This window comes from Streptomyces sp. 3N207 (assembly GCF_052246355.1).
Classification (GTDB): domain Bacteria; phylum Actinomycetota; class Actinomycetes; order Streptomycetales; family Streptomycetaceae; genus Streptomyces.
The window spans coordinates 39,847-60,681 of sequence record NZ_JBQQBV010000016.1 but is presented as its reverse complement, the minus strand read 5'-3'; the positions used below and the strand labels follow the sequence as shown (position 1 = coordinate 60,681).

Annotated in this window: 18 protein-coding genes; 11 read left to right on the top strand and 7 right to left on the bottom strand. The window is 68.3% G+C overall.

From position 1 onward, the window contains the following. Positions 1-12: 12 nt before the first annotated feature. A complete protein-coding gene (locus ACTWP9_RS23950; protein ID WP_443248313.1) occupies positions 13-189 on the bottom strand; it encodes a hypothetical protein in 177 nt (58 codons plus the stop codon). A 1,627-nt stretch (positions 190-1,816) separates the two neighbouring features. Between ACTWP9_RS23950 and ACTWP9_RS23945 the strand changes: the two genes are divergently transcribed. Further along, positions 1,817-2,452 (top strand): hypothetical protein, encoded by a 636-nt coding sequence (locus ACTWP9_RS23945; protein WP_443248312.1) that lies wholly within the window; start codon positions 1,817-1,819, stop codon positions 2,450-2,452. 206 nt (positions 2,453-2,658) lie between these two features. Continuing rightward, a complete protein-coding gene (locus tag ACTWP9_RS23940) occupies positions 2,659-3,414 on the top strand; it encodes a hypothetical protein (protein WP_443248311.1) in 756 nt (251 codons plus the stop codon). A gap of 128 nt (positions 3,415-3,542) precedes the next feature. Here the strand turns inward: ACTWP9_RS23940 and ACTWP9_RS23935 are convergent, their stop codons facing one another. After that, complete coding sequence (locus ACTWP9_RS23935; protein WP_443248310.1) at positions 3,543-3,965, bottom strand: helicase associated domain-containing protein; 423 nt, start codon at positions 3,963-3,965, stop codon at positions 3,543-3,545. A 60-nt stretch (positions 3,966-4,025) separates the two neighbouring features. Between ACTWP9_RS23935 and ACTWP9_RS23930 the strand changes: the two genes are divergently transcribed. The 3 genes from ACTWP9_RS23930 (at position 4,026) to ACTWP9_RS23920 (ending at position 8,728) form a co-directional block, all read left to right on the top strand. Continuing rightward, positions 4,026-4,766 carry a VOC family protein gene (locus ACTWP9_RS23930; RefSeq protein ID WP_443248410.1) on the top strand — a complete coding sequence of 247 codons (741 nt, stop codon included), beginning with the start codon at positions 4,026-4,028 and terminating at the stop codon, positions 4,764-4,766. 499 nt (positions 4,767-5,265) lie between these two features. Then, on the top strand, positions 5,266-6,894 hold the full coding sequence (locus tag ACTWP9_RS23925; protein ID WP_443248309.1) for a PucR family transcriptional regulator: 1,629 nt from the start codon (positions 5,266-5,268) through the stop codon (positions 6,892-6,894). A gap of 367 nt (positions 6,895-7,261) precedes the next feature. Next, complete coding sequence (locus ACTWP9_RS23920) at positions 7,262-8,728, top strand: amino acid permease (protein WP_443248308.1); 1,467 nt, start codon at positions 7,262-7,264, stop codon at positions 8,726-8,728. A 275-nt stretch (positions 8,729-9,003) separates the two neighbouring features. On the opposite strand, the gene ACTWP9_RS23915 is transcribed toward ACTWP9_RS23920, so the two are convergent. Then, positions 9,004-9,648: a hypothetical protein gene (locus ACTWP9_RS23915; RefSeq protein WP_443248307.1), complete on the bottom strand. Its 645-nt coding sequence runs from the start codon at positions 9,646-9,648 to the stop codon at positions 9,004-9,006. A 572-nt stretch (positions 9,649-10,220) separates the two neighbouring features. Between ACTWP9_RS23915 and ACTWP9_RS23910 the strand changes: the two genes are divergently transcribed. The 5 genes from ACTWP9_RS23910 (at position 10,221) to ACTWP9_RS23890 (ending at position 14,039) form a co-directional block, all read left to right on the top strand. Continuing rightward, positions 10,221-10,511 carry a MerR family transcriptional regulator gene (locus ACTWP9_RS23910; RefSeq protein ID WP_443248409.1) on the top strand — a complete coding sequence of 97 codons (291 nt, stop codon included), beginning with the start codon at positions 10,221-10,223 and terminating at the stop codon, positions 10,509-10,511. A gap of 430 nt (positions 10,512-10,941) precedes the next feature. Next, positions 10,942-11,145 (top strand): cold-shock protein, encoded by a 204-nt coding sequence (locus tag ACTWP9_RS23905; protein ID WP_443248306.1) that lies wholly within the window; start codon positions 10,942-10,944, stop codon positions 11,143-11,145. 381 nt (positions 11,146-11,526) lie between these two features. Continuing rightward, a complete protein-coding gene (locus tag ACTWP9_RS23900; RefSeq protein ID WP_443248305.1) occupies positions 11,527-13,035 on the top strand; it encodes a DEAD/DEAH box helicase in 1,509 nt (502 codons plus the stop codon). 112 nt (positions 13,036-13,147) lie between these two features. Continuing rightward, complete coding sequence (locus tag ACTWP9_RS23895) at positions 13,148-13,453, top strand: SCO5918 family protein (protein ID WP_443248304.1); 306 nt, start codon at positions 13,148-13,150, stop codon at positions 13,451-13,453. Between the two features lie 211 nt (positions 13,454-13,664). Then, on the top strand, positions 13,665-14,039 hold the full coding sequence (locus tag ACTWP9_RS23890; protein WP_443248303.1) for a hypothetical protein: 375 nt from the start codon (positions 13,665-13,667) through the stop codon (positions 14,037-14,039). 37 nt (positions 14,040-14,076) lie between these two features. Here ACTWP9_RS23890 and ACTWP9_RS23885 read toward each other — a convergent pair whose 3' ends face one another. Then, the gene (locus ACTWP9_RS23885) at positions 14,077-14,871 is read right to left on the bottom strand and encodes a class I SAM-dependent methyltransferase (protein ID WP_443248302.1); all 795 of its coding nucleotides are present in this window, start codon (positions 14,869-14,871) and stop codon (positions 14,077-14,079) included. 512 nt (positions 14,872-15,383) lie between these two features. On the opposite strand from ACTWP9_RS23885, the gene ACTWP9_RS23880 reads away from it, so the two are divergent. Further along, a complete protein-coding gene (locus tag ACTWP9_RS23880; protein WP_443248301.1) occupies positions 15,384-15,977 on the top strand; it encodes a hypothetical protein in 594 nt (197 codons plus the stop codon). A 315-nt stretch (positions 15,978-16,292) separates the two neighbouring features. Here the strand turns inward: ACTWP9_RS23880 and ACTWP9_RS23875 are convergent, their stop codons facing one another. From ACTWP9_RS23875 to ACTWP9_RS23865, 3 genes are all read right to left on the bottom strand, one after another. Next, positions 16,293-17,144: a hypothetical protein gene (locus tag ACTWP9_RS23875; RefSeq protein WP_443248300.1), complete on the bottom strand. Its 852-nt coding sequence runs from the start codon at positions 17,142-17,144 to the stop codon at positions 16,293-16,295. Positions 17,145-17,633: 489 nt separating this feature from the next. Then, entirely contained in the window at positions 17,634-19,274 is a 1,641-nt protein-coding gene (locus ACTWP9_RS23870) for a serine/threonine-protein kinase (RefSeq protein ID WP_443248299.1), read from the bottom strand. Positions 19,275-19,454: 180 nt separating this feature from the next. Next, positions 19,455-20,693, bottom strand: a complete 1,239-nt coding sequence (locus ACTWP9_RS23865) for a vWA domain-containing protein (RefSeq protein WP_443248408.1) — start codon at positions 20,691-20,693, stop codon at positions 19,455-19,457. Positions 20,694-20,835 lie beyond the last annotated feature (142 nt).

Genomic DNA, 20,835 nt, shown 5'->3' with positions numbered 1-20,835 from the left:
CGGGCAGTGCCGTCATGACCGTTGGATGGCACTCTTCACGTTGTCGAGGTCGAAGCCCACCTCCATCACCCCATGAGCGATGGCCAACAGAGCGCAGACCGTGGCCTTCTGCCCTGGCTCACTGATGCCCTCCACCAACTCCTCCGCCTGCCTGGCGTACTTCCGCGCTGCCGAAAGATGCTCTTCCACGAATTTCCTCCTGAGTTCAGCGATGCGCCGGCTCGTCACATCAAGGAGCAGCGTTTTTACCTGAATTCCGGAGGCACCGCGACGGCCAGGACGCCCGAACATTTACGACGACTTGCAGCAGCACCGGACACATGGGAGTCAATGGCCGACGCCCAACAGCCTGCGGCGCGTACCCACGTACCGCGGGCTCCGAACGAGGTTGCGGCCGGCGCTCGGACGAACGCGCGAGCTGTCGCCGCGACCGAGGCAGAGAAGTCCATGCTTTCCGGAATCCGGGTACTCGAACTCGGCAACTTCATCGCCGCACCTTCGCGACGTGCATCTTCGCGGACTTCGGGACGCAGGCCGTGAAGGTCGAACGTCCAGACACAGGCCACGGGTTGCACGGCCGACGACGTGCCCGTGGAGACCTCAATGGTGTTCCGCACCCTCGCCCGCAACAAGCGCTCCGTCACCCTTGACGTGCGGACCGATGGGGGCGGGACATCGTGCTCGGCCTGGCCCGGCACTGCGAGGTCGTGATGGAGAACTTCCGCCCCGGGACGGTGCTGCTCGCCAAGGCGCGGGGCCGGGCACCCAAGGGCCGGGTTGGCACGATGACGAGGGGTGCCGGATCCCGGAACGTTAGTCGACGCGGGTGAATTACGGCCCCCGTACAGGTGACCGCCGACCCGCTCTGTCCCGACCGCATCGACCATGGCAGGAGAAGGCACGACCGGGACGGCGGGAGGCGAGCACGAATGCTCCTTCGAACGCCCCCCATGGCTCGTCATCAGGTGACGGCCCGCGCACACGGGCCGGCCGTACCCCTGGCGGGCGTACTCGTCCTGCTCCTCACCCTGCTCGCCCTCGGCTGCCCCCACCTGGCTGCGGACGAGCAGGGGTGCCCCGAAAGTCGCACCCCCGTCGCGGCCTCCGCCAGCACCTCCTGTCACGAGATGGACATGGCCACGCCGCCACGCGGCCATCACCATGGGCACGGCTCCTCCGCCAAGGTGTGTCCCGCGACCTCGTCATCCCCCCGGCTGTGTCACGTCCCGCTTGCTGCGGTGCACTCCCCGCCCGCAAGCAGTCTGCCAACCGTCCCGGCCGCTGCCGCAGACCCGGCTCCGGGCACAGCCGCAGACTGTCACCCACGGGCAACCCAAGGGCAGATCCTGCGCTGCTGACCGGACCCGCCTGTCCGGAGCCCTCGACTCACCGTGCTCCGGGCGGCGACCGCTCCGGTTCATCACGTCTGCCGCAGGAGAACTATGCCTACCGACCCTTTCCGGGCCATCGCCGCACTTGCACGCGCCGAAGCCAACCGCACCACACCTCCCGCTTCCGCACCCAAGCCCCGCAAGTCCGACGCCCTCACAGAGCCCGCCGAACCCACGGGGCCCGCCGAACCCGAACCGGAACCCGATTCCGAGCCCGAATCCGCATCCGAACCCGTCACATCCGAACGTCGCCGAACCGTGTGGCGCCAGATCACCCGCAGGATCCGCCGCCCCGATGCGGCCTGACCTCCCCGTGTCACAACCCCGCATCAGATGGTCCGGAGCTCTCGGTGCCGTGCACGAAAAACGAACACCCTGGCAATCGACCAACGGACCAACTCGACAGGGGAGTTGCGATTTTGCGTATGACCAAACGCGGGGGACGTGCGGTGGGGCTGGCCGGTGCCGCCGTCGTATTGGCGGGATCCGCGGTGTTCGTCCAGGCCACCGCACAGGCAGGGGAAGCTCCCAAGAAGGACTCCTCAGGTTCCTCGGCGAGCGCGACGGAAGCCGCGGACGCCGGGGACGCCGGGGACGCCGGGGACCGGAGCGCCAGGTTCGACGATGTCGTCACGCTGGACGATGGACGACGCGTCGGCATGTACTACGACGAGGGGCGAGGGCTCGTCGAGCAGCACTACAGCCCCAAGTCGAAGAAGTGGAGCACACCGCAGCTGATCTACAAGACCGCCACCGATCCGTGCCAGAGCCTGAAGCTGAAGGCGTTCGGAGGCACGGTCGCGGCCATCGCCGACTTCGGTCATTACTGCTCGGACGGCGAGCCGCCCACCGAGTCGATCGCCGCCGCCAGCTATCGGTTCGCCACCTGGAACACCAAGCTGACCAGGGACTTCGACGGCTGGGAAAAGGTGTCCGGGAGCGGCGACGGCCGTCTGCTCACCTTCAGCCGGACGTCCACCGAAACCATCACCCAGCTCAACTGGGACGAGATGGAAGGCTTCGGCGAGGTGCAGACCCGTCCGCGTACGGGCTCTGACTGACTCGCGTACAGGCTCTGACCGACCGTCGCACGTCGGTCTGTCCGGTGCCCGGCCTGCGCAGCCTGAGCTGCGCGGGCCCTCCGGACCGACGCGCGGCCTGACGGCAGGGCAGACAGCAGGGCAGACGTGGCGGTGTCAGCCGTATCGGCCTCCCGATACTTCGGTGAACCGGCGCGGAGCGTAGATCGTGTCGATAACCTCTGGGGATGAGTGAAGCGATACCCCGGCATGTGCTGTGCGTACTCGGCTCCGGGCTGGGCCTTTCGGAAATGGAACAGATCGCCACCGGATTCGGCGGGTTCGTCCTCGACCGTGAGTACTCCGAGGCCGAACCCGATCCTCAGATGCCGGAGGCGTTCGAGGCATGTATGGCAGCGGCGTCGTTCGACGAGTCGGACTGGGCCGCAGTGGAATCCCACGACACCGTTGGCTACTTGCTGTCCGCGCCGATGATGCGGGAACTGGCGGCCGACACTTCGCGGCGGTTGCTGGCGGCGACGGCAGCCTTGCTGCGATCCGGTGCCGCCGCGGTGAAGAACGAGAGCAGCGGCATCACGCACGGCCGCGCCCGATGGCTTGCGCTGGCCGACCGAGCGGCCGATGCCAAGGACGAGGATCTGGCCAGTGCCCTTGTCAACGCCTGGGTGAAGCGGCCGATCTACGACGGTGAGGTGCTCTACAGCTGCGGCATGCACCTTCTCGGTGCGCCTGAGGTGGAGATCGAGGTCGACGAGGAGCAACTGACCGGAGAAGGTGTGTCTGATCTGGTCGCGCAATTGGACACACTCGCGATCTATCTGCTCACCGATCCCCGCGCGGAGGAGATCGAGGACGGTGCCGGCTATCGGATGACCGAGGACGCCCCCCGTCGATTGCTGCGCACCGGCATGTGCGACCGCTACGACGAGGACGACCTGTTCTTCAATCCGTACGGGTACGTCCGGCTGACCCAACCCCAGTGACGGCGGCCGCCCTCCCCGGATGACCTCCTGGAGGCGTAGGCGGAACCCGATGGCAGCCCTCGCGGCCGGCGCGAGCGGCCCCACGCTCTCTCCGAGGCAATCGCATTCGGCACGCCTTTGGCGGCAGTTCAGGCCAGCAGTCCCGCCTCGCGGGCCTGCTGGACCGTTCCCTGCTCCGGGCTCCGGACACCTGCGATAGCTGCCTCGCGGGGTGCGGCGAGGGTGTGGTGCTCGGCGAAGTAGAGGGCGCACACGTCCAGGAACTCGGTGAACGCCTGGTCGCGGGGGTCGAAGACGAAGCCCGTCTCGGCCAGCAGTTCGGTGCGCCAGTCCTCCAGTTCGCCGTTGCGCCAGGCGCGGCGTTGTTCGGCGGCCCACTGCCCCACCGGGTAGTCGATGTAGCTGTCGCCGAGGGTGACGGTGGCGGTATACGGCCGGCGAGCCGAGCAGGCGCAGGGTTTCCGCCCGCCGCCGTGCATTTGGCCCTTCTCCGCGAGTTCGCGACAGTGGTACTCGTCGGGGAAAGCGAGAACCGAGGTCGTCTTGCCCACGCAGGAAAAGGACGGCAGGTGCGTATGTCGCTGCGGGGCGGTGTGCATAGGATCGCGGGCATGACATTGCGGCTTGTTCAGATTGCGATGAATGCTCGGGATGACTCCGCGCTCGGCCGGTTCTGGGCGGAGGCGCTGGGCTGGAATACCTCCGTCGAGGAACCCGGCGTGGTGACCAACGTCGAACCCGAGGGCTTCGCCTATCCCGACCCCGCCGCCGTCTGCATCGACGTCATTACCGTCCCGGAACCCAAGACGGTGAAGAACCGTGTGCACATCGACCTCGCCACCACCTCTGCCGCCCATCAGGCGGACCTGGTCGCGCGCCTGAAGGATCTCGGCGCGACGCCCGTCGACGTGGGCCAAGGCGACGTTCCGTGGACGGTCCTGGCCGACCCGGATGGCAACGAGTTCTGCGTGGCGGAGCCTCGGGAGATCTACCGTGACACCGGACCGATCGGTGCGATCGTGGCCGACTGCACCGATCCGCGGGCCATGGCCCGATTCTGGGACGAGGCGATGGACTGGACCCTGCACGAGGTCACCGACGATCATGCGATGCTGCGTTCCGCCAAGGGCGTCGGCCCGTATCTCAAGCTCCTCCGCACCCCCGACGCCAAGACCGTGAAGAACCGCGTCCATCTCGACCTCCGGCCGTACCCCGGTGACGATCAAGCGGCGGAGGCGGCCCGGCTACGGGCTCTCGGCGCCACCGACATCGACCTCGGCCAGGGCGACGTGTCGTGGACGTGCCTCGTCGACCCGGAGGGCAACGAGTTCGACATCCTCACTCCGGGCTGACGCGGAGCGTTGACGACGTACCTGGGCCAGAGCGCGCCGCAGGGACTCCAGCAGCTGCTCCGTCGAACCAGAAGTCCACGACTCGTGGATCAGGGGCCGCGGGCGCAGGCCGCGGGCGTAGGCCGCGGCCTGCGCCCGCGGAGCAGGCCGGGAGCCGCCGTAGGCAGCCCGACCGCGCGCCAACGACGGAACAGCCGCCTCTCTGGCCACGCTCGGTTCAGGGGCAACCGGGGAAGGGGCCGCCGTCTGCGGGGCTGTCTCCAGCAGCCCGTCGAGGACGTCGCCGAGCCGTGGCCCCAGGGGCGGCGTTCTGCTGCGGCTGGCGGTTCCGGGTGCGGGTACGCACGGAGGGCTTGCCGGGCCTCGGATTCCGGCGAACCGGCTCCGGGCCTGCCGTGACTCTGTGCGGTGGGACGGGGACCGTCCGCTCGTATGGGGGCTCGGTGTTCCGGCCGGATAGCATCGGAGTCCCGCGTGGCTCTCAGCAAAGGCGACGATCATGGTTCCGGCCGCGGTACCTCCGCCCCCAGCCGGCATCAGCCTGCGCCAGTTGCTGATGGCCCTGGGTGACTCGCTGGTCGAGGTGCAGGCCGCTCCCGCCGGGCTGGACGTCGAGATCCGCGGGGTCGATCTGCTCGACCCGGAGGACCCGCCGACCGCCCGGCCCGGCGAGCTGGTCCTCGTCATCGGTGCCCGTGGCCGAGCCGCCTGTCCCGCGCTACGGGGCGCCGGGCGCGACGGTGCTGCCGCCGCTGTGGTCAAGCTGGACGGTCCCGGCCAGGCCGCGGTCCTCACCGAAACCGCGACCGAGGCCGGGGTCGCCCTGCTCTCACTGCGCAACGAAGCACGCTGGGAGCAGGTGAACGCGCTGGCCCGCGCCGCCCTCGACGACGCGCCGGGCCACCCGGCGGAAGGGGCCGAGGAGGGCGATCTGTTCTCGCTCGCCCAGACCACCGCCATCCTCACCGGCGGCATCGTCAGCATCGAGGACGCCGCCAACCGGGTGCTGGCATACTCCCGCTCCACCGACTCGGACGAGATAGACGACCTGCGGCGGCGCTCCATCCTGGGCTGGCAGGGACCGGAGGCGTACCTCGCGAAGCTGCGCGAGTGGGGAGTGTTCCAGCATCTGCACTCCAGCGACGAAGTGATCGGTATCGCGAGCCACCCCGAGCTGGGGATCCGCCGTCGGCTCGCGGTCGCCGTACGGTCCGGGGACCGACAGCTGGGCACCATCTGGGTGCAGGAGGGCTCGACGCCGCTGTCCGAGCACTCGGAGCAGGCGCTGCTGGGCGCCGCCCGGGTCGCCGCGCACCATCTGGCACGCCGCCGCCGGGAGCTCTCGGAGGACCTGGCTCTCACCCGGACCCTGCTCGCCGGGCTGCTGGAAGGGAGCACCGGGCCGCAGCCGCTGGCCAACCACCTGGGCCTCGACGCGGCGCGCCCGGCCGCCGTACTGGGCTTCTCGTACGGGACCGCCGAAGTGGTCGCCGCACCGGAGCTGACCCACACCGAGCTGGCCAACCTGATCTCGGTGCACAGCGCCGCCCGGCATCGCAGCGCGCTGGTCACCCAGCTCGATTCCCGTATCTATGTGCTCCTGCCTCAACTGCCGCGCAGCATCGACACGGCCACGCTGCGGGGCTGGGGCCAGGAGATCATCGATGCGGCAGGCCGCCATCTGGGGCTGCCGATGCGCGGCTCGGTCGGCTGCCTGGTGTCCGGGCTCGGCGGTGTCCCCGAGTCACGCCGGGAGGCCGACCGCATCCTCGATGCCATGCTGAGCGCCGACGTGTCCACCACCGTCGCCGCGCTGCCGGACATCCAGGCGGAAGTCCTGGTCAGCGAGATGCTGACGCTGCTCTCCGCCCATCCCGAGATCCGGGATCCGCGGCTGACCGACCTGGTGGCGCACGACAGCCGGCACCAGGGCCGACTGGCCGAGTCTCTGCTGGCCTATCTGAATTCCTTCGGTGACGTTCGGGCTGCCGCAAGCCAGCTTCATGTGCATCCCAACACGCTGCGCTACCGCTTGCGCCGGGCCGAGGAGCTGACCGGTCTCGATCTGAGCCGTCCCGACCAGCGTCTGCTGGCCATGCTCCAGCTGCGGCTGCCGCCCACCAGCTGACCCTGACTCCGCTTTGGTCGGTCGGACAGCCATCGAGGACGACTTTGTCCTGGGGAACAAACACCTCGCCCCCTGACCCCCCATACGCTTGCGCAAATCAATTTCCGCAAGTGACGCGGCTCACCTCCCACAAGGAGACGGCGCGAAGCTCCGGACCTGCGGTGTCGCCCACGTCACCGCGGCATCCTGAGACCGCTCCACGCCGTGACACTTCGGGAATCGTCAGGACCATGACGCCTCTGCCCTGCGCATACCCGGCCTGCTGGACCCCCACCGAAGCAATCCGGCGATCCGTCGGGGGCCGTCCATCCGTCGACCCAGGCAGCCGCTCCCCCATGGCCCTCCCAACCACTCAATGGATGTCGACATGACAACACGTCCACCCGATTCACTGCCCTCCGACACTGCTCCGCCCACGAGTGACCAGGCTCCGGAGCAGCCAGGTCTGCGGGCCGGTCTCAAGAACCGCCATCTGTCGATGATCGCCATCGGCGGGGTGATCGGCGCCGGTCTCTTCGTGGGCTCGGCCTCCGGTATCGCCGCAGCAGGCCCCGGCATCCTGCTGTCGTATGCACTGGTCGGCGCCCTGGTCGTCTTCGTGATGCGGATGCTCGGCGAGATGGCCGCCGCCAACCCGACCTCCGGGTCCTTCTCCGCCTACGCGGACAGGGCGCTCGGTCGCTGGGCGGGGTTCTCGATCGGCTGGCTGTACTGGTTCTTCTGGGTCGTCGTACTCGCCGTGGAGGCGACGGCAGGCGCCGTGATCCTTGAGGGATGGGTGCCCGCCGTACCGCAGTGGGCCTGGGCACTGATCGTGATGGTGGTCCTCACGGCCGCGAACCTGGCCTCGGTCGGCTCCTTCGGTGAGTTCGAGTTCTGGTTCGCGGGCATCAAGGTCGTCGCCATCGCCGGCTTCATCGTTCTCGGCGGCCTGGCGATCTTCGGTGTGCTGCCCGGCTCCGACCACGCCGCGACGGGTTTCAGCAATCTCACCGAGCACGGCGGCTTCCTGCCCAACGGACCCGGCGCGATCCTCACCGGCATCCTCCTGGTCGTCTTCTCCTTCATGGGCAGCGAGATCGTCACCCTCGCCGCAGGTGAGTCCCCGAACGCACGGCAGGCGGTCGCCAAGGCCACCAGGAGCGTGATCTGGCGGGTCGGCATCTTCTACGTCGGCTCGATCCTCGTCGTGGTCTCGCTGCTGCCGTGGAACGACCGCTCGATCACCAAGCACGGCTCGTACGTGGCGGCCCTCGACACGATCGGCATCCCGCACGCCGGGCAGATCATGAACTTCATCGTGCTGACCGCTGTGCTGTCCTGTCTCAACTCCGGGCTCTACACCGCCTCCCGGATGGCCTTCTCCCTCGGGCAGCGCGGCGACGCCCCTCGGTCCTTCGTACGTACGAACTCCCGCGGTGTCCCGCAGCCCGCGATCCTGGCCTCGGTGGCCTTCGGCTTCGTCGCGGTTGCCTTCAACTACCTGTGGCCGGACACGGTCTTCCAGTTCCTGCTGAACTCCTCGGGCGCAGTCGCGCTGTTCGTATGGCTGGTCATCTGCTTCTCGCAACTGCGGATGCGGGGGATCATCCTGCGCGAGAGCCCGGAAAAGCTCGTCGTCAAGATGTGGCTGTTCCCGTATCTGACGTGGGCGACGATCGGGATGATCTCGTTCGTGCTCCTCTACATGCTCACCGATGACAAGGAGGGCGGCGGCCGGAGCCAGGTACTGCTCTCGCTGCTCGTTGCCGCACTCGTGATCGCGATCTCGTTGGTCCGGGACCGGGCCCGCCGAAAGGAAACCGAAACCGAGAAGGCGGTCGCGCCCAAGTAACCGCCGGGGAACGCGCTACGGCCCCCTTGCTCCCGCCGACTTCGGGGGAGCAAGGGGGCCGCTTCCTGTTGTCCTGCCGCCCCGTCCGCCCGCTTCGCCTGTCGGCCGACCGGGGCTTCGTCAGATCGCCCGATACGGCTGACACGGACGCGCGGCGCCGCGAGGCTCCGTCGAGTGCTCAGTCGCCGAGTGCTCAGTCACGGTCGGCGACTGTCGGCCAGCGAGCCGTCGGACTCACGGGAGCCAGTGCTGCCGAGAGCCGTCGGCTCGGACAGTCAGTGCGCGTCGGCGGCCGGAGCGTTGCCCGTGATGCCGGCCGGAGCGTCCGTGCTCTGTTCCTGCTCGCAGGGGCACGGACGGTACTCCAGGCCGAGTTCGGCGTCGACGGCCCTGCTGGAACGGGTCGCGGCGTCGCTGACCGCCTTCCAGGAGCCGTACTTGGCGTACAGCTGGTCAGCCGTCGGGCCCAGCGGGTTGCCGTACTTCTCGCGGTTGCGCTCCTCAAGCTTCGCAACCTGCTCGGGGCTCATGTCGGCGCGGGTGATGTCCTTGGCCTCGTTGCGCATCGCGACCAGCCGCCGGGCGATCTCCTCCTCCGTATACCCGCGGGCCCGCATCTCGCATTCCGTCCGGTCCATCTCACCGAGCAGGGCGTGGTAGCGCATCCGCGTCTCGCGGGACTCGCGGCGCTGCTGCGGCGTCTCGCCCCTGATCATGCAGACGGCCTTCTCCGGGCTGGTGCACGACCCCTGGCTCGGCGGGGCCTGGGACAGCGGCGCGACGACGACCGAGCGGCCACAGTCCGCAGGCCGGCAGCTGTGCTGGGCCTCGGCGGTTCCGCCCGTGGTCAGAATCGCTTGGACGGACAGAAGAGCCGGGACGGTGAGACGGGCCAGGGCACGCAGCGAAATTCGTGTCATGGCCCGCATCTTCGGGGCGCACCGCGCGCGGAGGGGGGCGAACGCCCCCACGTCCCTCGATCGGGCACAGATCCCCGCCGAGAGCGCTTCGGCCGGAGCGGGCGAAGCGGGCCGGGCAGGAAATCTGCACTCGCGGGAGTAAGACATGAAGGGGCGGACGGGTTAGAGTTTTTCGCGTAGCTGTGAAGATCAGACAGGTTCGGCGGGGGACGAACCTCCGTACATGCAGGTCAAGCAATCGTGGAGGGGAAACCGAGCGATGGGGCCGGATGTTGGGTGCTCCACCACTGACTGCCGGGGCGGGCAGCCCAAGAAGCCGCGCGCAGTTGCGGGTTGGAACACGGTCCCCGGTCCCGTAGCCGCGATCTCCGCGCCCGTCCTCCCGGAGCGGTGGCGGGGCAAGAGAAGACCGGTGCAGCGCAGCAGCCGGTAGATGGTGTTGATCCCTCCGGGCCCTGGCACCGCATCGCGGCAGGGGCCCTCGACGCGTTTTCCGAAAGGTGTCAGTGGCCGCAGACAACCCTTCCACCCCCGCCAGCAGGCTCGATGACGACGACTACCCCGCCTTCACCATGGGCCGGGCCGCCGAGATGCTCGGCACCAGCCCCGCCTTTCTGCGGGCCGTCGGCGAGGCCCGCCTGATCGTTCCGCTCCGCTCGGAGGGCGGGCACCGCCGCTACTCCCGCTACCAGCTACGCCTCGCCGCCCGGGCCCGGGAGCTCGTCGATCAGGGCACCCCGATCGAGGCGGCCTGCCGCATCATCATCCTCGAAGACCAACTCGAGGAAGCCAACCGCATCAACGAGCAACTGCGCGCGCGGCACTCCTGCGACGCCCCGTCCGAGTCGAAGACCGACGCCTGACGACGGCTGCCTCGACAGCCCGCAGTGGTGACCGGTGTAACCTCACTCGCCGCCCGGCCGGGCCGGCCGTCACTCGTCGTCCCAGGAGCCGGCTAAGGCGGTCACCGTACTCGCCGATGCCTCAAACCCGCGGTGACAGCACTGCTGCCAACCGGAGGAAGGAATCTCTGCCGGCCGGTGCAGAAATGCCGAAAATGAGCAGCCAGGATTTCTGCCCTGGAGGGCCGCAGCGGGCACTAATCGCGGTCTCCGGCTCGACCGTGCTACGCTGATGGCAGTTGCAGTTGTGGTTCCCAGAGATTTCACATGCTCTTTCGCCGCTCATCGGCGAGCGTACTTTTCATTTCCGGTGTTTCCGGAGGGGAGATCATCGCAGCGACTCCGGTTTCGCAAGGTGCGGATTCCGGTCACTGCCCCCGAGGGAGATTCAATGGCAGCTGGCACCGTGAAGTGGTTCAACGCGGAAAAGGGCTTCGGCTTCATCGAGCAGGACGGTGGCGGCGCTGACGTGTTCGCCCACTACTCGAACATCGCCGCCTCCGGGTTCCGCGAGCTTCAGGAAGGCCAGAAGGTGAACTTCGACATCGCGCAGGGCCAGAAGGGCCTTCAGGCCGAGAACATCGTTCCTGCCTGACGCCGACGTCGACGCGTACCAGGCAGCCGGGGTGCACCGCGCGTACGCGCCCCCAGCTCGTCCCCCTGACCGTGCCCCTCGTCTTCGACGGGCTCTGTGCACGGCGGGTCAACGGCAGCGTCGTCTGCCGAATTCCCAAGTCTCCGGCAAGGCGGAATCCTGCTCCCGGCCCTCACGGACCGAAGGGCGAGTGCCTTTTCCCGGCCCATTTTCCGCTGCCCGTTCCGACTCGCCGCTGCTCTTTCCGAAAAGGACCGGCTGCCACTGTGGCCCGGTTTTGTTTGTTCTTTTTCTTCGGCTCGTTCTTGCGAATACTCATGCAGCTCACTGCTGCTGGAGGAATTCCCTCGATGCGTGCCGCACCGAGGAAGGTAATTCCGTATGAATCGCTCCACCCGCACGAACGACAGCTCCAACCGCTCCCGTACGGGCGCCGCCGGCGGCTCCGGACGGGGTGGCCGCGGCCGTCCGCAGGGGACGGCCCGCAAGAGTGCTCCGCCCCGTTCGGCCACGGCCGGGCGATCGGGCGGTCAAGGGCATCGTTCCCCCTCCCGGCCCAGGGAGTTCGCACTGCCGGTCAGCAGCACCGCGTCGCTTCCGGCCGTCGAGAAGTTCTCCGATCTGGACCTGCCCGACCGGCTGCGTACCGCGCTCCAGTCCGAAGGCGTGACCGTGCCGTTCCCGATCCAGGCGGCGACGCTGCCGAACTCGCTGGCCGGCCGGGACGTCCTGGGCCGCGGACGCACGGGCTCGGGCAAGACGCTTGCCTTCGGTCTCGCCCTGCTGACCCGTACCGCGGGGCAACGAGCCGAGCCCCGGCAGCCGCTGGCACTCGTCCTCGTACCCACGCGGGAACTGGCACAGCAGGTGACCGACGCGCTCACTCCCTACGCCCGGTCGCTCCAACTGCGGCTCGCCACCGTGGTCGGCGGCTTGTCGATCGGCCGTCAGGCAAGCGCGCTGCGCGCGGGGGCCGAGGTCGTCATCGCGACACCCGGCAGGCTCAAGGACCTCATCGAGCGGGGCGACTGCCGGCTGAACCAGGTCGCCATCACCGTCCTGGACGAAGCGGACCAGATGGCGGACATGGGCTTCATGCCCCAGGTGACCCAACTGCTCGACCAGGTACGGCCGGAGGGGCAGCGGATGCTCTTCTCCGCCACCCTCGACCGGAACGTCGACCGTCTGGTCCGCCGCTATCTGACCGATCCGGTGGTCCACTCCGTCGACCCCTCCGCAGCTGCGGTCACCACGATGGAGCACCACGTGCTGCACGTGCACGACGCCGACAAGCAGGCCACCACCATCGAGATCGCCGCCCGCGACGGGCGGGTGATCATGTTCCTGGACACCAAGCACGCGGTGGACCGGCTGACCAAGCGGCTGCTGGCCGTCGGCGTACGCGCCTCGGCGCTGCACGGCGGAAAGTCCCAGTCCCAGCGCACCCGCACCCTCGCCCAGTTCAAAACCGGGCACGTCACGGTCCTGGTGGCCACCAATGTCGCGGCTCGCGGCATCCATGTCGACAACCTCGACCTCGTCGTCAATGTCGATCCGCCCAATGACCACAAGGACTATCTGCACCGCGGCGGTCGCACCGCCCGCGCCGGTGAGTCCGGCACCGTCGTCACCCTGGTCGTGCCGGACCAGCGCCGCAGCGTGAACCGGCTGATGGCCGACGCCGGTATCACGGCGCAGGTGGCCAAGGTGCGCTCGGGCGAGGCCGAACTGAGCCGTATCACGGGCGCCCAGCAGCCCCCTGGCGTACCCGTCACCATCGCCGCACCGGTCGCCGAGCGCCCCAAGCGCACCGGCTCCTCCGCGCAGCGTGGGCGACGGAGCCGGCCTGCCCGAGGACGCCGTCGCCCGTCCTCCGACATCGCCGCATGACGTGTTCCCCCGTGCTCGACGAGAACGGCCACGCCGGGGGTGTCCTCGCCCGCCGACCGTCCCCGACAGTCAGCCCTTTCCGGAGCTCCCCCTTCAACCCTGCTGAGGCACTATGCGCTGCGTGATCGCCAACTCCGCTTTCTACCTGCTCAAGAGCGACGTACTGGAGGCGATGAAGGGCATCAAGCCCGAACCCGTCTCAGGGGCGTCCGTGACCATCGGCCGCCGCACCTTCCCTGTCAAGCAGGTCGGCGAAGTGGTCACCAGGCAGGACCGCCGCGACTTCACTGCCGAGGACATGGGCAGGGCACTGACCCGGCTCGGCTTCACCTGCCACGGCCCTGTCACCGCGCCGGAGGCTGTTCTCACCCCCCAGGAGACGGCGGCGGCACTGCTGGGAACCGCGCCGCAGGCTTGACCACCCGGGGGGCGTAGGCGCGTCCCTGGGCCTCAGGCATGCCCGAGCCCAGGCATGGCCCCGGTGGTGTCACATGACGCCGCCGGGGCGTCGTACGTATCAACGTCGGGACGGAGCATCGCCACGTGGCGATGCTCCGCTCGCGTCCCCGGAACGGCGCGAGTCCCTGCCCGTCGCGGACCGGGTGCGCGGCCTTATAGCATCAGCACCCATGTCGAATGCTGACGAGCTGCTCGTCGACATCGCCGCCATGGTGGAGTCGGAGCAAACCAATCAGATGTCTCTCACCGTCGTGGTCCACGGGGCTGTCATCACGGGGCGGTTGGCTCCCGAGACGGTGTGGAGGCGGCGAGTGGCCGAGGTTCTGAGGGACTCGGACCGGCTCGGTCCGTTCGCCGGAACTTTCATGGCCGTACCGGAAAGCACGGAGCCTCGTGACCCCAAGTCGCCCTCCTACCTGCACTTCCATGTCGCCAGGATCCTCCAGGGAACCGTTGGCATTCCTGAAACGGGCGGGATGTACCGGATCGCCATCAAGGACGTGAGCGCCTGGACCATGGGGGACCTCAGCTACTCCGACCAGTGAGCGACCCGCGCCGTAGCATGCGGCAATGTGCGTCCGGTCAGCCGACCCGGCCCACGAGTACGGAGACGTGGACGTGCTCGGGGAAAGGCTCGTCGTGTGGCAGTGCCGCCCGGATGCCGTCCTCGAATGCCGGCCGATGCTCGGCAGTCGGTAGTTGCTCTGCGGGAATGGCGGAGTAGAGACCGCCGATGACCTGGTCGAAAGTCAGCTCGGCGGTGTAGGAGACCGTGGTGCTTCGCAGGTCTGAAAAGCCGGCTTCTTCGAGTGACTGTGCATACCGGAGCCGATCCGTGTCAGCGGTTCCGCAGGACGCGGTCAGTTCGGTGTCGAAGTGGTGTTCCAGCCGGGAACGCAGACCACGTGACCAGGCCGAGTCCTGCAGCCACAGCGGTGTCCCGTTGGAGATCACGGCGATGCCTCCGCCTACGCGGAAGAACGGAAGGAGGCCGCGGAACAGCTCGTCGTGCCGCATCCAGTGGAGGGCCTGTCCCACGACGGTCATCGCAAGCGATGACTTATGTCCCAGCAGTGCGCCGAGAGAAGGGACATCGGTGTCGGCACCGAGCACCCAGGTGGCATTGCGGACTCCGCGCTCACCGGCCGCCTCGCGAGCCAGGCGCAGCATGTCGGGTTCCGGGTCCATTCCGATTACCGCCCGGACCCGTGGCGCGAGCGGAATGGCAAGTTGTCCCGTGCCACATCCGAGGTCGAGGACGCTGTCTTCCGGAGACAGCGCAAAGTATCCCTGCAGGAAGTCGAGGACCTGTTCGGGATAGCCTCGCCTGAATTTTGCGTAGTACTCGGCCACATCACCACTGAAGCCCACGGTCATGAGGGCACTATGTCGGGCTTCCACTTGGCTGAACAGCCTCACGAACCGGTGATCGCTATGGGCTGAAGACATCTCGGAGAGGGATGGCCGAGGTGACATTCACCGTCTCCGATCGGGTTGAGCCGTGCCGCAGACAGCACCCGCAGCGTGGACACCTCAGTCCGCGGAGTCGCGAACGCGAGGGCGACAACGAGGCCGTACAGGGCGCCGATCCGGACGGGGTCGGTCCACCGCCACGATGCGAGCGACGGAAGCCCTCACGTGCGTTTTCCGGCGACACCGGCCTGCGCAGGGGCACAAACCGAATCGCCCCGGTCGCGGTGGCTGCACGTCGCCCGAGCACATTGTCGCGGAAGCAAATTGTTCGAGAGGGAGCGTGGAGTATTCTGCCGATTAGTTTCACAGAAAAGGCGGTTTGAAGACCTGCGGGTATGCAAGGATCCTCGCACCCGCAAACCTACTGAGGCGCCAAGCCTTGCAAGGAGCATTCCGCCGTGAGTTACCCCCACCCCATGCAGCAGCCCTACCCCCCTGCGCAGGGGGCGCCCGCTGCCCCGCCCGCGCCGCCGAGACGTCCGGCCTTCGTGGTCGTCGTGTCGCTCATCACCGCGCTGTCGGCGCTCTGTTCCCTCATCGGCGCGTTCATTGTCTACGCGGGTGGAAAGGACTTCGCCGACGATTATCTGCGCCAGGCCATGGACGACAACCCGGACGCGGTCGGGCTGCCTACCGGGACCAGTGCCTCGGAGATCAAGGACATGTCCGGGCCCCTCTGGAACGAGGCCGTCAGCAGCCTTCAGGACACGATATCGGCGCGGGCCGGTATCGCGATCTTTGTCGCGGCATGCCTCCTGCTGTTCACCGTCTTCGTTCTGCGTACGGGCGCCACCTGGGCGCGAGTTCTGATCACTGTGATGGCGGTCGTCCAGTTCATCCTGCCGCACACCCTCATTCTGGGCGACCAGCCGCCCAACAGCTTGTTCCTGACCAGCTTCCTCGCCATCGTTCTCGGCCTCGTCGCACTTATCCTGGTCTGGCTTCCGCCGGTCGGGCGCTTCAACAAGGGACATAAGCAGGCTCGTTCGGTGCATTTCCGCCCCGTTTGATTTCTGGTACTGCGTACAGTCCACAGCCCACGCGAGGCGCAGCCCAGGCCGGCCCAGCCCAGCGGGATGCTCTCTTGTCAGTTGTGCAGTTGTGGTGGTGCCCGCACCGCACAACTGCACAACTGCTTTCGTTGCCACACCGACCGCCGCATCCGTTGCATCCTCGGTCCGATGCGGTGCGGGACGTCGGCCAATCCCGTCGCTGCTCCGGAGAGTTCGTCCCGGCCGGCCAACCGAACAAGGCGCGCTCGACTATTGCGTGGGCGATGGCGATTCCGACCGCTGTCGCGGAGATCCGGGCGGCTCGCAGGGCCCTCAGTGATGTTCGTCGCCCTCCAAGTAGGCGAGGTCGGATTTGACGAGGGTTGTGGTTACGAGGAGTTCGGTGATCAGGTTGTGGTTGAGGGCATTGCCGACGGGCTGGGGGATTTCGTCTTCCATGAGCCCGGGCACTGTGCGGCTGAGTCTGGTCCGTACGCCGGCGATGATGCGTGCCGCCCGCTTCCTGGTCCAGTTCTCCGCGGGGCACAGTTCGCCCAGTTCGGCTGCGGCCTCGGCCCAGGTGAGTGGTTGTGGCTGGGGGTCGTTGCACAGATAGCGCTGGGCGAGGCAGACCAGGACCAGCTTCTCGGTCGCGGTCAGGTCCCACACCTCGCCCTCGTGCGTGGCGGCCTCGCGTACCCCGTCCTCTCCTGTGCCGGGTGCCGGCGTGGCGATACGGACCTCCAGCAGGTGCTCCCGTTTCGGGCCGACGATGAACAGCGGGGTGAATCCGGACGGGAGCTCGACCCGGTCGCCGCCCAGGACCAGGCGTGCCCCGGGGAGCCGGATGGGCAGGCGTCCGGAGTTGTTGAGCACCCATCGCGAGTGCTCCCGGGTGATGTAGCCGTGCTTGCGGCTGACGTGTGCGTCGTGCGGTGCGATGCAGACATGGACTTCGGGTTCGTTGCGGCCGAACACGAGAGGGAAAGCGGCGTCGGGGGCCATGCTCATGCCGCCGTTGACGCCCATGACGAACAGCGTGCCGGGCTGCGCGGGCGGAATACCGCGAGACAGGCTCCCGTAATCCTGCGGCAGCAGGTTGACCTTGCTCGGTGGCCGCGGCGGCGCCAGCGTCATCGTCCCTGCCTCCCCACTCTCGTACTCGTCCCGGTTGCTCGGGACCACGCCAGCCGCATCCGTACGGGAGGTGTCCCCGACCGTATCGTCGCTGTTCCGCCGTGTGAGCCGTGGCCTCGTATCGCTTGATCGTGGCGTTCGTGCGGGAACGAACCGATGATGTCGGCGGCGAGTTGGGGATAGACGTCCTCGTCCTGGTGATGCCGGGCGAGCAGGAAATGCCCGGGGACGCCGCCGGGGACGAGGTGGGAGTCGTAGGAAATCGTGGCCATCTGCCCTACCCATCGCTCGGGCCGTTTGGTGAGGTGGGTGGCCCGAGTTGGCCGGACCGGGTTCGACGCGTCGAGAACACCATGGTGGCGGAGGCGGTCTTCCCGCGGAAGCCGCTCGACAGGAGCCAGTCGAGCGCTTCGCCGAGGACCCGACGCCAGCGGCTCGGCCACGTAGCGCTCTGGGCACTGCAGTGTAGGAGACCGGTTTTCTGTGCCCAGTGCGCGCTGTCTTCCCGCCCGCCCCGACCAACTCGCAGATCACCAGTCAGCTACGCCGATAGCTGAACGTACGCGTACCCTCCCAGGTCATCTTCTTGATGCGGTATCTGTGCGCCTTTTCGTCGGCGAGGCTACCGGGGCCGATGTCGACCACATCGGTTGGGCGCCAGACGCCGCCGATCTTCTGCTCCACGAAGTAGGTGAACTCGTTGAAATCTTTTGTCGAAGACGCGAACGTGTTCCTGACGGTGAGAATTCTCCTGCCGTTCGTGGATGACCTCGGCAGCACGACAGTCTGATCCACCCAGACGGTAAGTGCTCCGTCCATAGGTACCCACTTCCCCGTCTTTTTGCCGTTAACGGAGATTGACGCGCTCTGCCCGGACACGCTGGAATCGAGGCGGCGTGTCAGCCGCACGCCGGTGTTGGCCGGGTCGACCGTCACGGTGAACTGGCTCCATCCGCCGGGCCCGAATGCCCGGCCATCGTCGGTGACGGTGCGCCCGCGTTGGGCCGACGGCTTGATGGACTCCGGGAGCGCCGAGGGCTTGAGTGACTCCGGGAGAATCGACGGCTTGGCGGACTCGGACTCCGGACGAATCGACGACGACTTGGCGGGTTCCGAGGGAACGGCCGACGCCTTGTCGGATTCCGGGGGAACCAGGAACATCACCCCGGCCACGACGGCGCCCAGCGATGCCACGAGCCCCGTGAGCAGGACGACGCGGCGCGGAATCCTCCGTCTCGGAGATGGATCCACCGTGGTTTGTCCGTGAAGCCGATGGCCCGATTCCTCCTCCGAGGCCAGGGCGCCGGTGGACTCGGCCTCCCTGGAGGCGATCATGTTCATCACGGCGGGGGGAAGCCAGTCGGCACTCGGCCAGGGCCCGGCCAGCCGGGCGAGAACGTCAGCGAGAGGCGGCCGGGCTGCGGGGTCTTTTACCAGGCAAGCGACGATCAAGTCGTGATCCCCGCGCTCCACGGCAATATCGCGTAGGTCGGGTGGCTCGCTCGTGATTCGACGAAGAATGGCGGCGGTTGTCTCGCCGTCGAAAGGGCTGTGCCCGGTGGCCGCGAATCCCAGCACCGCGCCAAGGGCGAAAACATCGCTGGCGGGTTCGGGCGGATACCCGTTCACCTGTTCCGGGGACATGTAGGCATAGGTTCCCAGGACAGCGCCGGTCGCGGTCATCTTGCCGGCATCCTGCGTGCTGGCGATACCGAAGTCGATGATTCTCGGACCGTCGGCGGCCAGAATGACGTTGCCGGGTTTGAGATCTCGATGCACCAACCCGCAGGCGTGGATTGCGGCCAACCCCTCGGCGAGCCCGGCGCCCAGCGTCCGTACGGCCTGCGCGTCGAGCGGACCGTGTGCGGTGACGGCACCATGCAGGGAAGGGCCGGGGATGTAGGCGGTGACCATCCACGGTGGATCGGCGTCGGGATCGGCGTCGATGACCAATGCGGTATGGAACCCCCCGACCCTGCTGGCGGCCTCGACCTCGCGGGCGAATCGGGCGCGGAATCGCTCACGGTGCGCGTATTCGTACCGGATCAGCTTCACCGCGACCGGACGTCCCCCGGGGGAACGACCGAAATACACCTGACCCATGCCACCTTCGCCAAGCCGCCCCACCAGCCGGTACTTGCCGACGCGGCACGGGTCGCCGGGTTGCAGAGGATCCACCGAAGCCCCCCACCATCGATACGAGGACCCAATACTCCATCAACCCCTCAAGGAGACTAGAGTCACTTACTCCACAAAATGGTCCATTGCTGCATCACCTCCATCGATCCTATGCAGCAACTTCATCAATTCACGACAAGCCGCAGGACGTCGACCTGGATGCGGCGCCCCTGGTCTTTCTCAGCTGATGGCGACGACACGCGCCCAGGAAGGCGGTGAGTCCGGGACGTATTCGGGGTTCTCCTCGTCCACGGCGCGGGCGGGGCGGGGGAAGAGACCGACGACGGTGCGGCACGGCGGCTGCGCGGACGGCCATGGCGTCTGACCGTCGGTCAGGGCCACGATCACGTCCGGGCGCGGCCGGGAGCGGAGCGCCCGGGTGAAGCCGGAGCGCAGATCCGTCCCGCCACCGCCGATCAGTTCGATGTTCTCGGCCCGGCAGAGCGGGACGGCGACGCCGGCCGCCGCGTCGCAGGAGATCACCGAGACCAGGTCTCGCCGTCCGCCCACCGCCCGCGAGATCGCCGCCACCTCCAGCAGCGCGCTGCCCAGCTCGGCGTCGCTCACCGAACCGGAGGTGTCGATCACCACGCAGACCCGGGGCGGCGTACGGCGCAGGCTCGGCAGCAGCACCCCGGGGACACTGGCCGAGTGGCGGGACGGACGCCGGTAGCTGTGGTCCTCGCCCACCCCGGGCGCACCCGCCGCCGAGCGCACCGCAGCTCCCAGCAACTGCCGCCAGGGCTGCGGCGGATGGAACGCCTCGTCCGCCCATCGGCGCCACCCGTCCGGCGCGTCGCCCGGTCGGCCCTTGATCCCCTCGGCGACCCGGAAGCGGACCGCGTCCCGCTGCTGCCTGCTCAGCCCGTGTGCCCCGTCGGGCCCCAGCTCCCACGGCCGGTCCTGCCCGTCGGCACCGCTGCCGCAGTCCAGCCAGGCCAGGTCCGCTGCGAGCCCCGACATCGACGCCGTCCGCAGGTACTCCTCCATCAGCAGCCCGTCGGGCAGTCCCAACAGCGACGGCAGTGCCGCCCCGGCAGGCAGGGGCAGACCGTCACCGTAGATGTCGTCGTTGATCTCGAAGTCGGCCGCGATGTTCCGCCGCAGCCTCCCCCGGCCTTCGGCCGGGGAGATTCCGCTTCGCTCGCCCGGCCCGTGCTCCTCGTGTTCCCGCGCATACCGCTCGCCCCGCCCATGGTGGTCCCGGAGCAGATGGGAGACCTCATGCACCCAGACGCCCGCCAGCTCCTCCACCGGGGTGCGTGCCACGAAGCCGGGAGAGACGTAACAGCGCCAGTGCGCGTCCACCGCCATCGTCGGCACCGACCGGTCCTCCACCACGTGCAGCGCGAAGAGGGCGTCCGCCAGGTAGGGACGGACCTTCACCGCGTGCAGCCGGGCGGCCAGCAACTTCTCCATGTCCAGCGGGAGTCCGGGCCGGTCGGCCGGTCCGCCGGAGTCGGCCGGCGGCCTCGGCACGGTGGTCCGCGGCGGGTGCGGCGGCGCGGGCCGGGACATCGGGCGCGGCAGCGGGTGCGGCCCCGGGCGCTTCGCGGACCCC

What these genes read in the sequence shown, in the direction of transcription:
- ACTWP9_RS23925 (WP_443248309.1), top strand. Translation starts at nt 5,266, where the DNA reads ATGGTTCCGGCCGCGGTACCTCCGCCCCCAGCCGGCATCAGCCTGCGC.
- ACTWP9_RS23890 (WP_443248303.1), top strand. Translation starts at nt 13,665, where the DNA reads ATGTCGAATGCTGACGAGCTGCTCGTCGACATCGCCGCCATGGTGGAG.
- ACTWP9_RS23900 (WP_443248305.1), top strand. Translation starts at nt 11,527, where the DNA reads ATGAATCGCTCCACCCGCACGAACGACAGCTCCAACCGCTCCCGTACG.
- ACTWP9_RS23905 (WP_443248306.1), top strand. Translation starts at nt 10,942, where the DNA reads ATGGCAGCTGGCACCGTGAAGTGGTTCAACGCGGAAAAGGGCTTCGGC.
- ACTWP9_RS23920 (WP_443248308.1), top strand. Translation starts at nt 7,262, where the DNA reads ATGACAACACGTCCACCCGATTCACTGCCCTCCGACACTGCTCCGCCC.
- ACTWP9_RS23945 (WP_443248312.1), top strand. Translation starts at nt 1,817, where the DNA reads ATGACCAAACGCGGGGGACGTGCGGTGGGGCTGGCCGGTGCCGCCGTC.
- ACTWP9_RS23910 (WP_443248409.1), top strand. Translation starts at nt 10,221, where the DNA reads ATGGGCCGGGCCGCCGAGATGCTCGGCACCAGCCCCGCCTTTCTGCGG.
- ACTWP9_RS23940 (WP_443248311.1), top strand. Translation starts at nt 2,659, where the DNA reads ATGAGTGAAGCGATACCCCGGCATGTGCTGTGCGTACTCGGCTCCGGG.
- ACTWP9_RS23885 (WP_443248302.1), bottom strand. Translation starts at nt 14,871, where the DNA reads ATGACCGTGGGCTTCAGTGGTGATGTGGCCGAGTACTACGCAAAATTC.
- ACTWP9_RS23915 (WP_443248307.1), bottom strand. Translation starts at nt 9,648, where the DNA reads ATGACACGAATTTCGCTGCGTGCCCTGGCCCGTCTCACCGTCCCGGCT.
- ACTWP9_RS23880 (WP_443248301.1), top strand. Translation starts at nt 15,384, where the DNA reads ATGCAGCAGCCCTACCCCCCTGCGCAGGGGGCGCCCGCTGCCCCGCCC.
- ACTWP9_RS23930 (WP_443248410.1), top strand. Translation starts at nt 4,026, where the DNA reads ATGACATTGCGGCTTGTTCAGATTGCGATGAATGCTCGGGATGACTCC.
- ACTWP9_RS23895 (WP_443248304.1), top strand. Translation starts at nt 13,148, where the DNA reads ATGCGCTGCGTGATCGCCAACTCCGCTTTCTACCTGCTCAAGAGCGAC.
- ACTWP9_RS23865 (WP_443248408.1), bottom strand. Translation starts at nt 20,693, where the DNA reads ATGGAGAAGTTGCTGGCCGCCCGGCTGCACGCGGTGAAGGTCCGTCCC.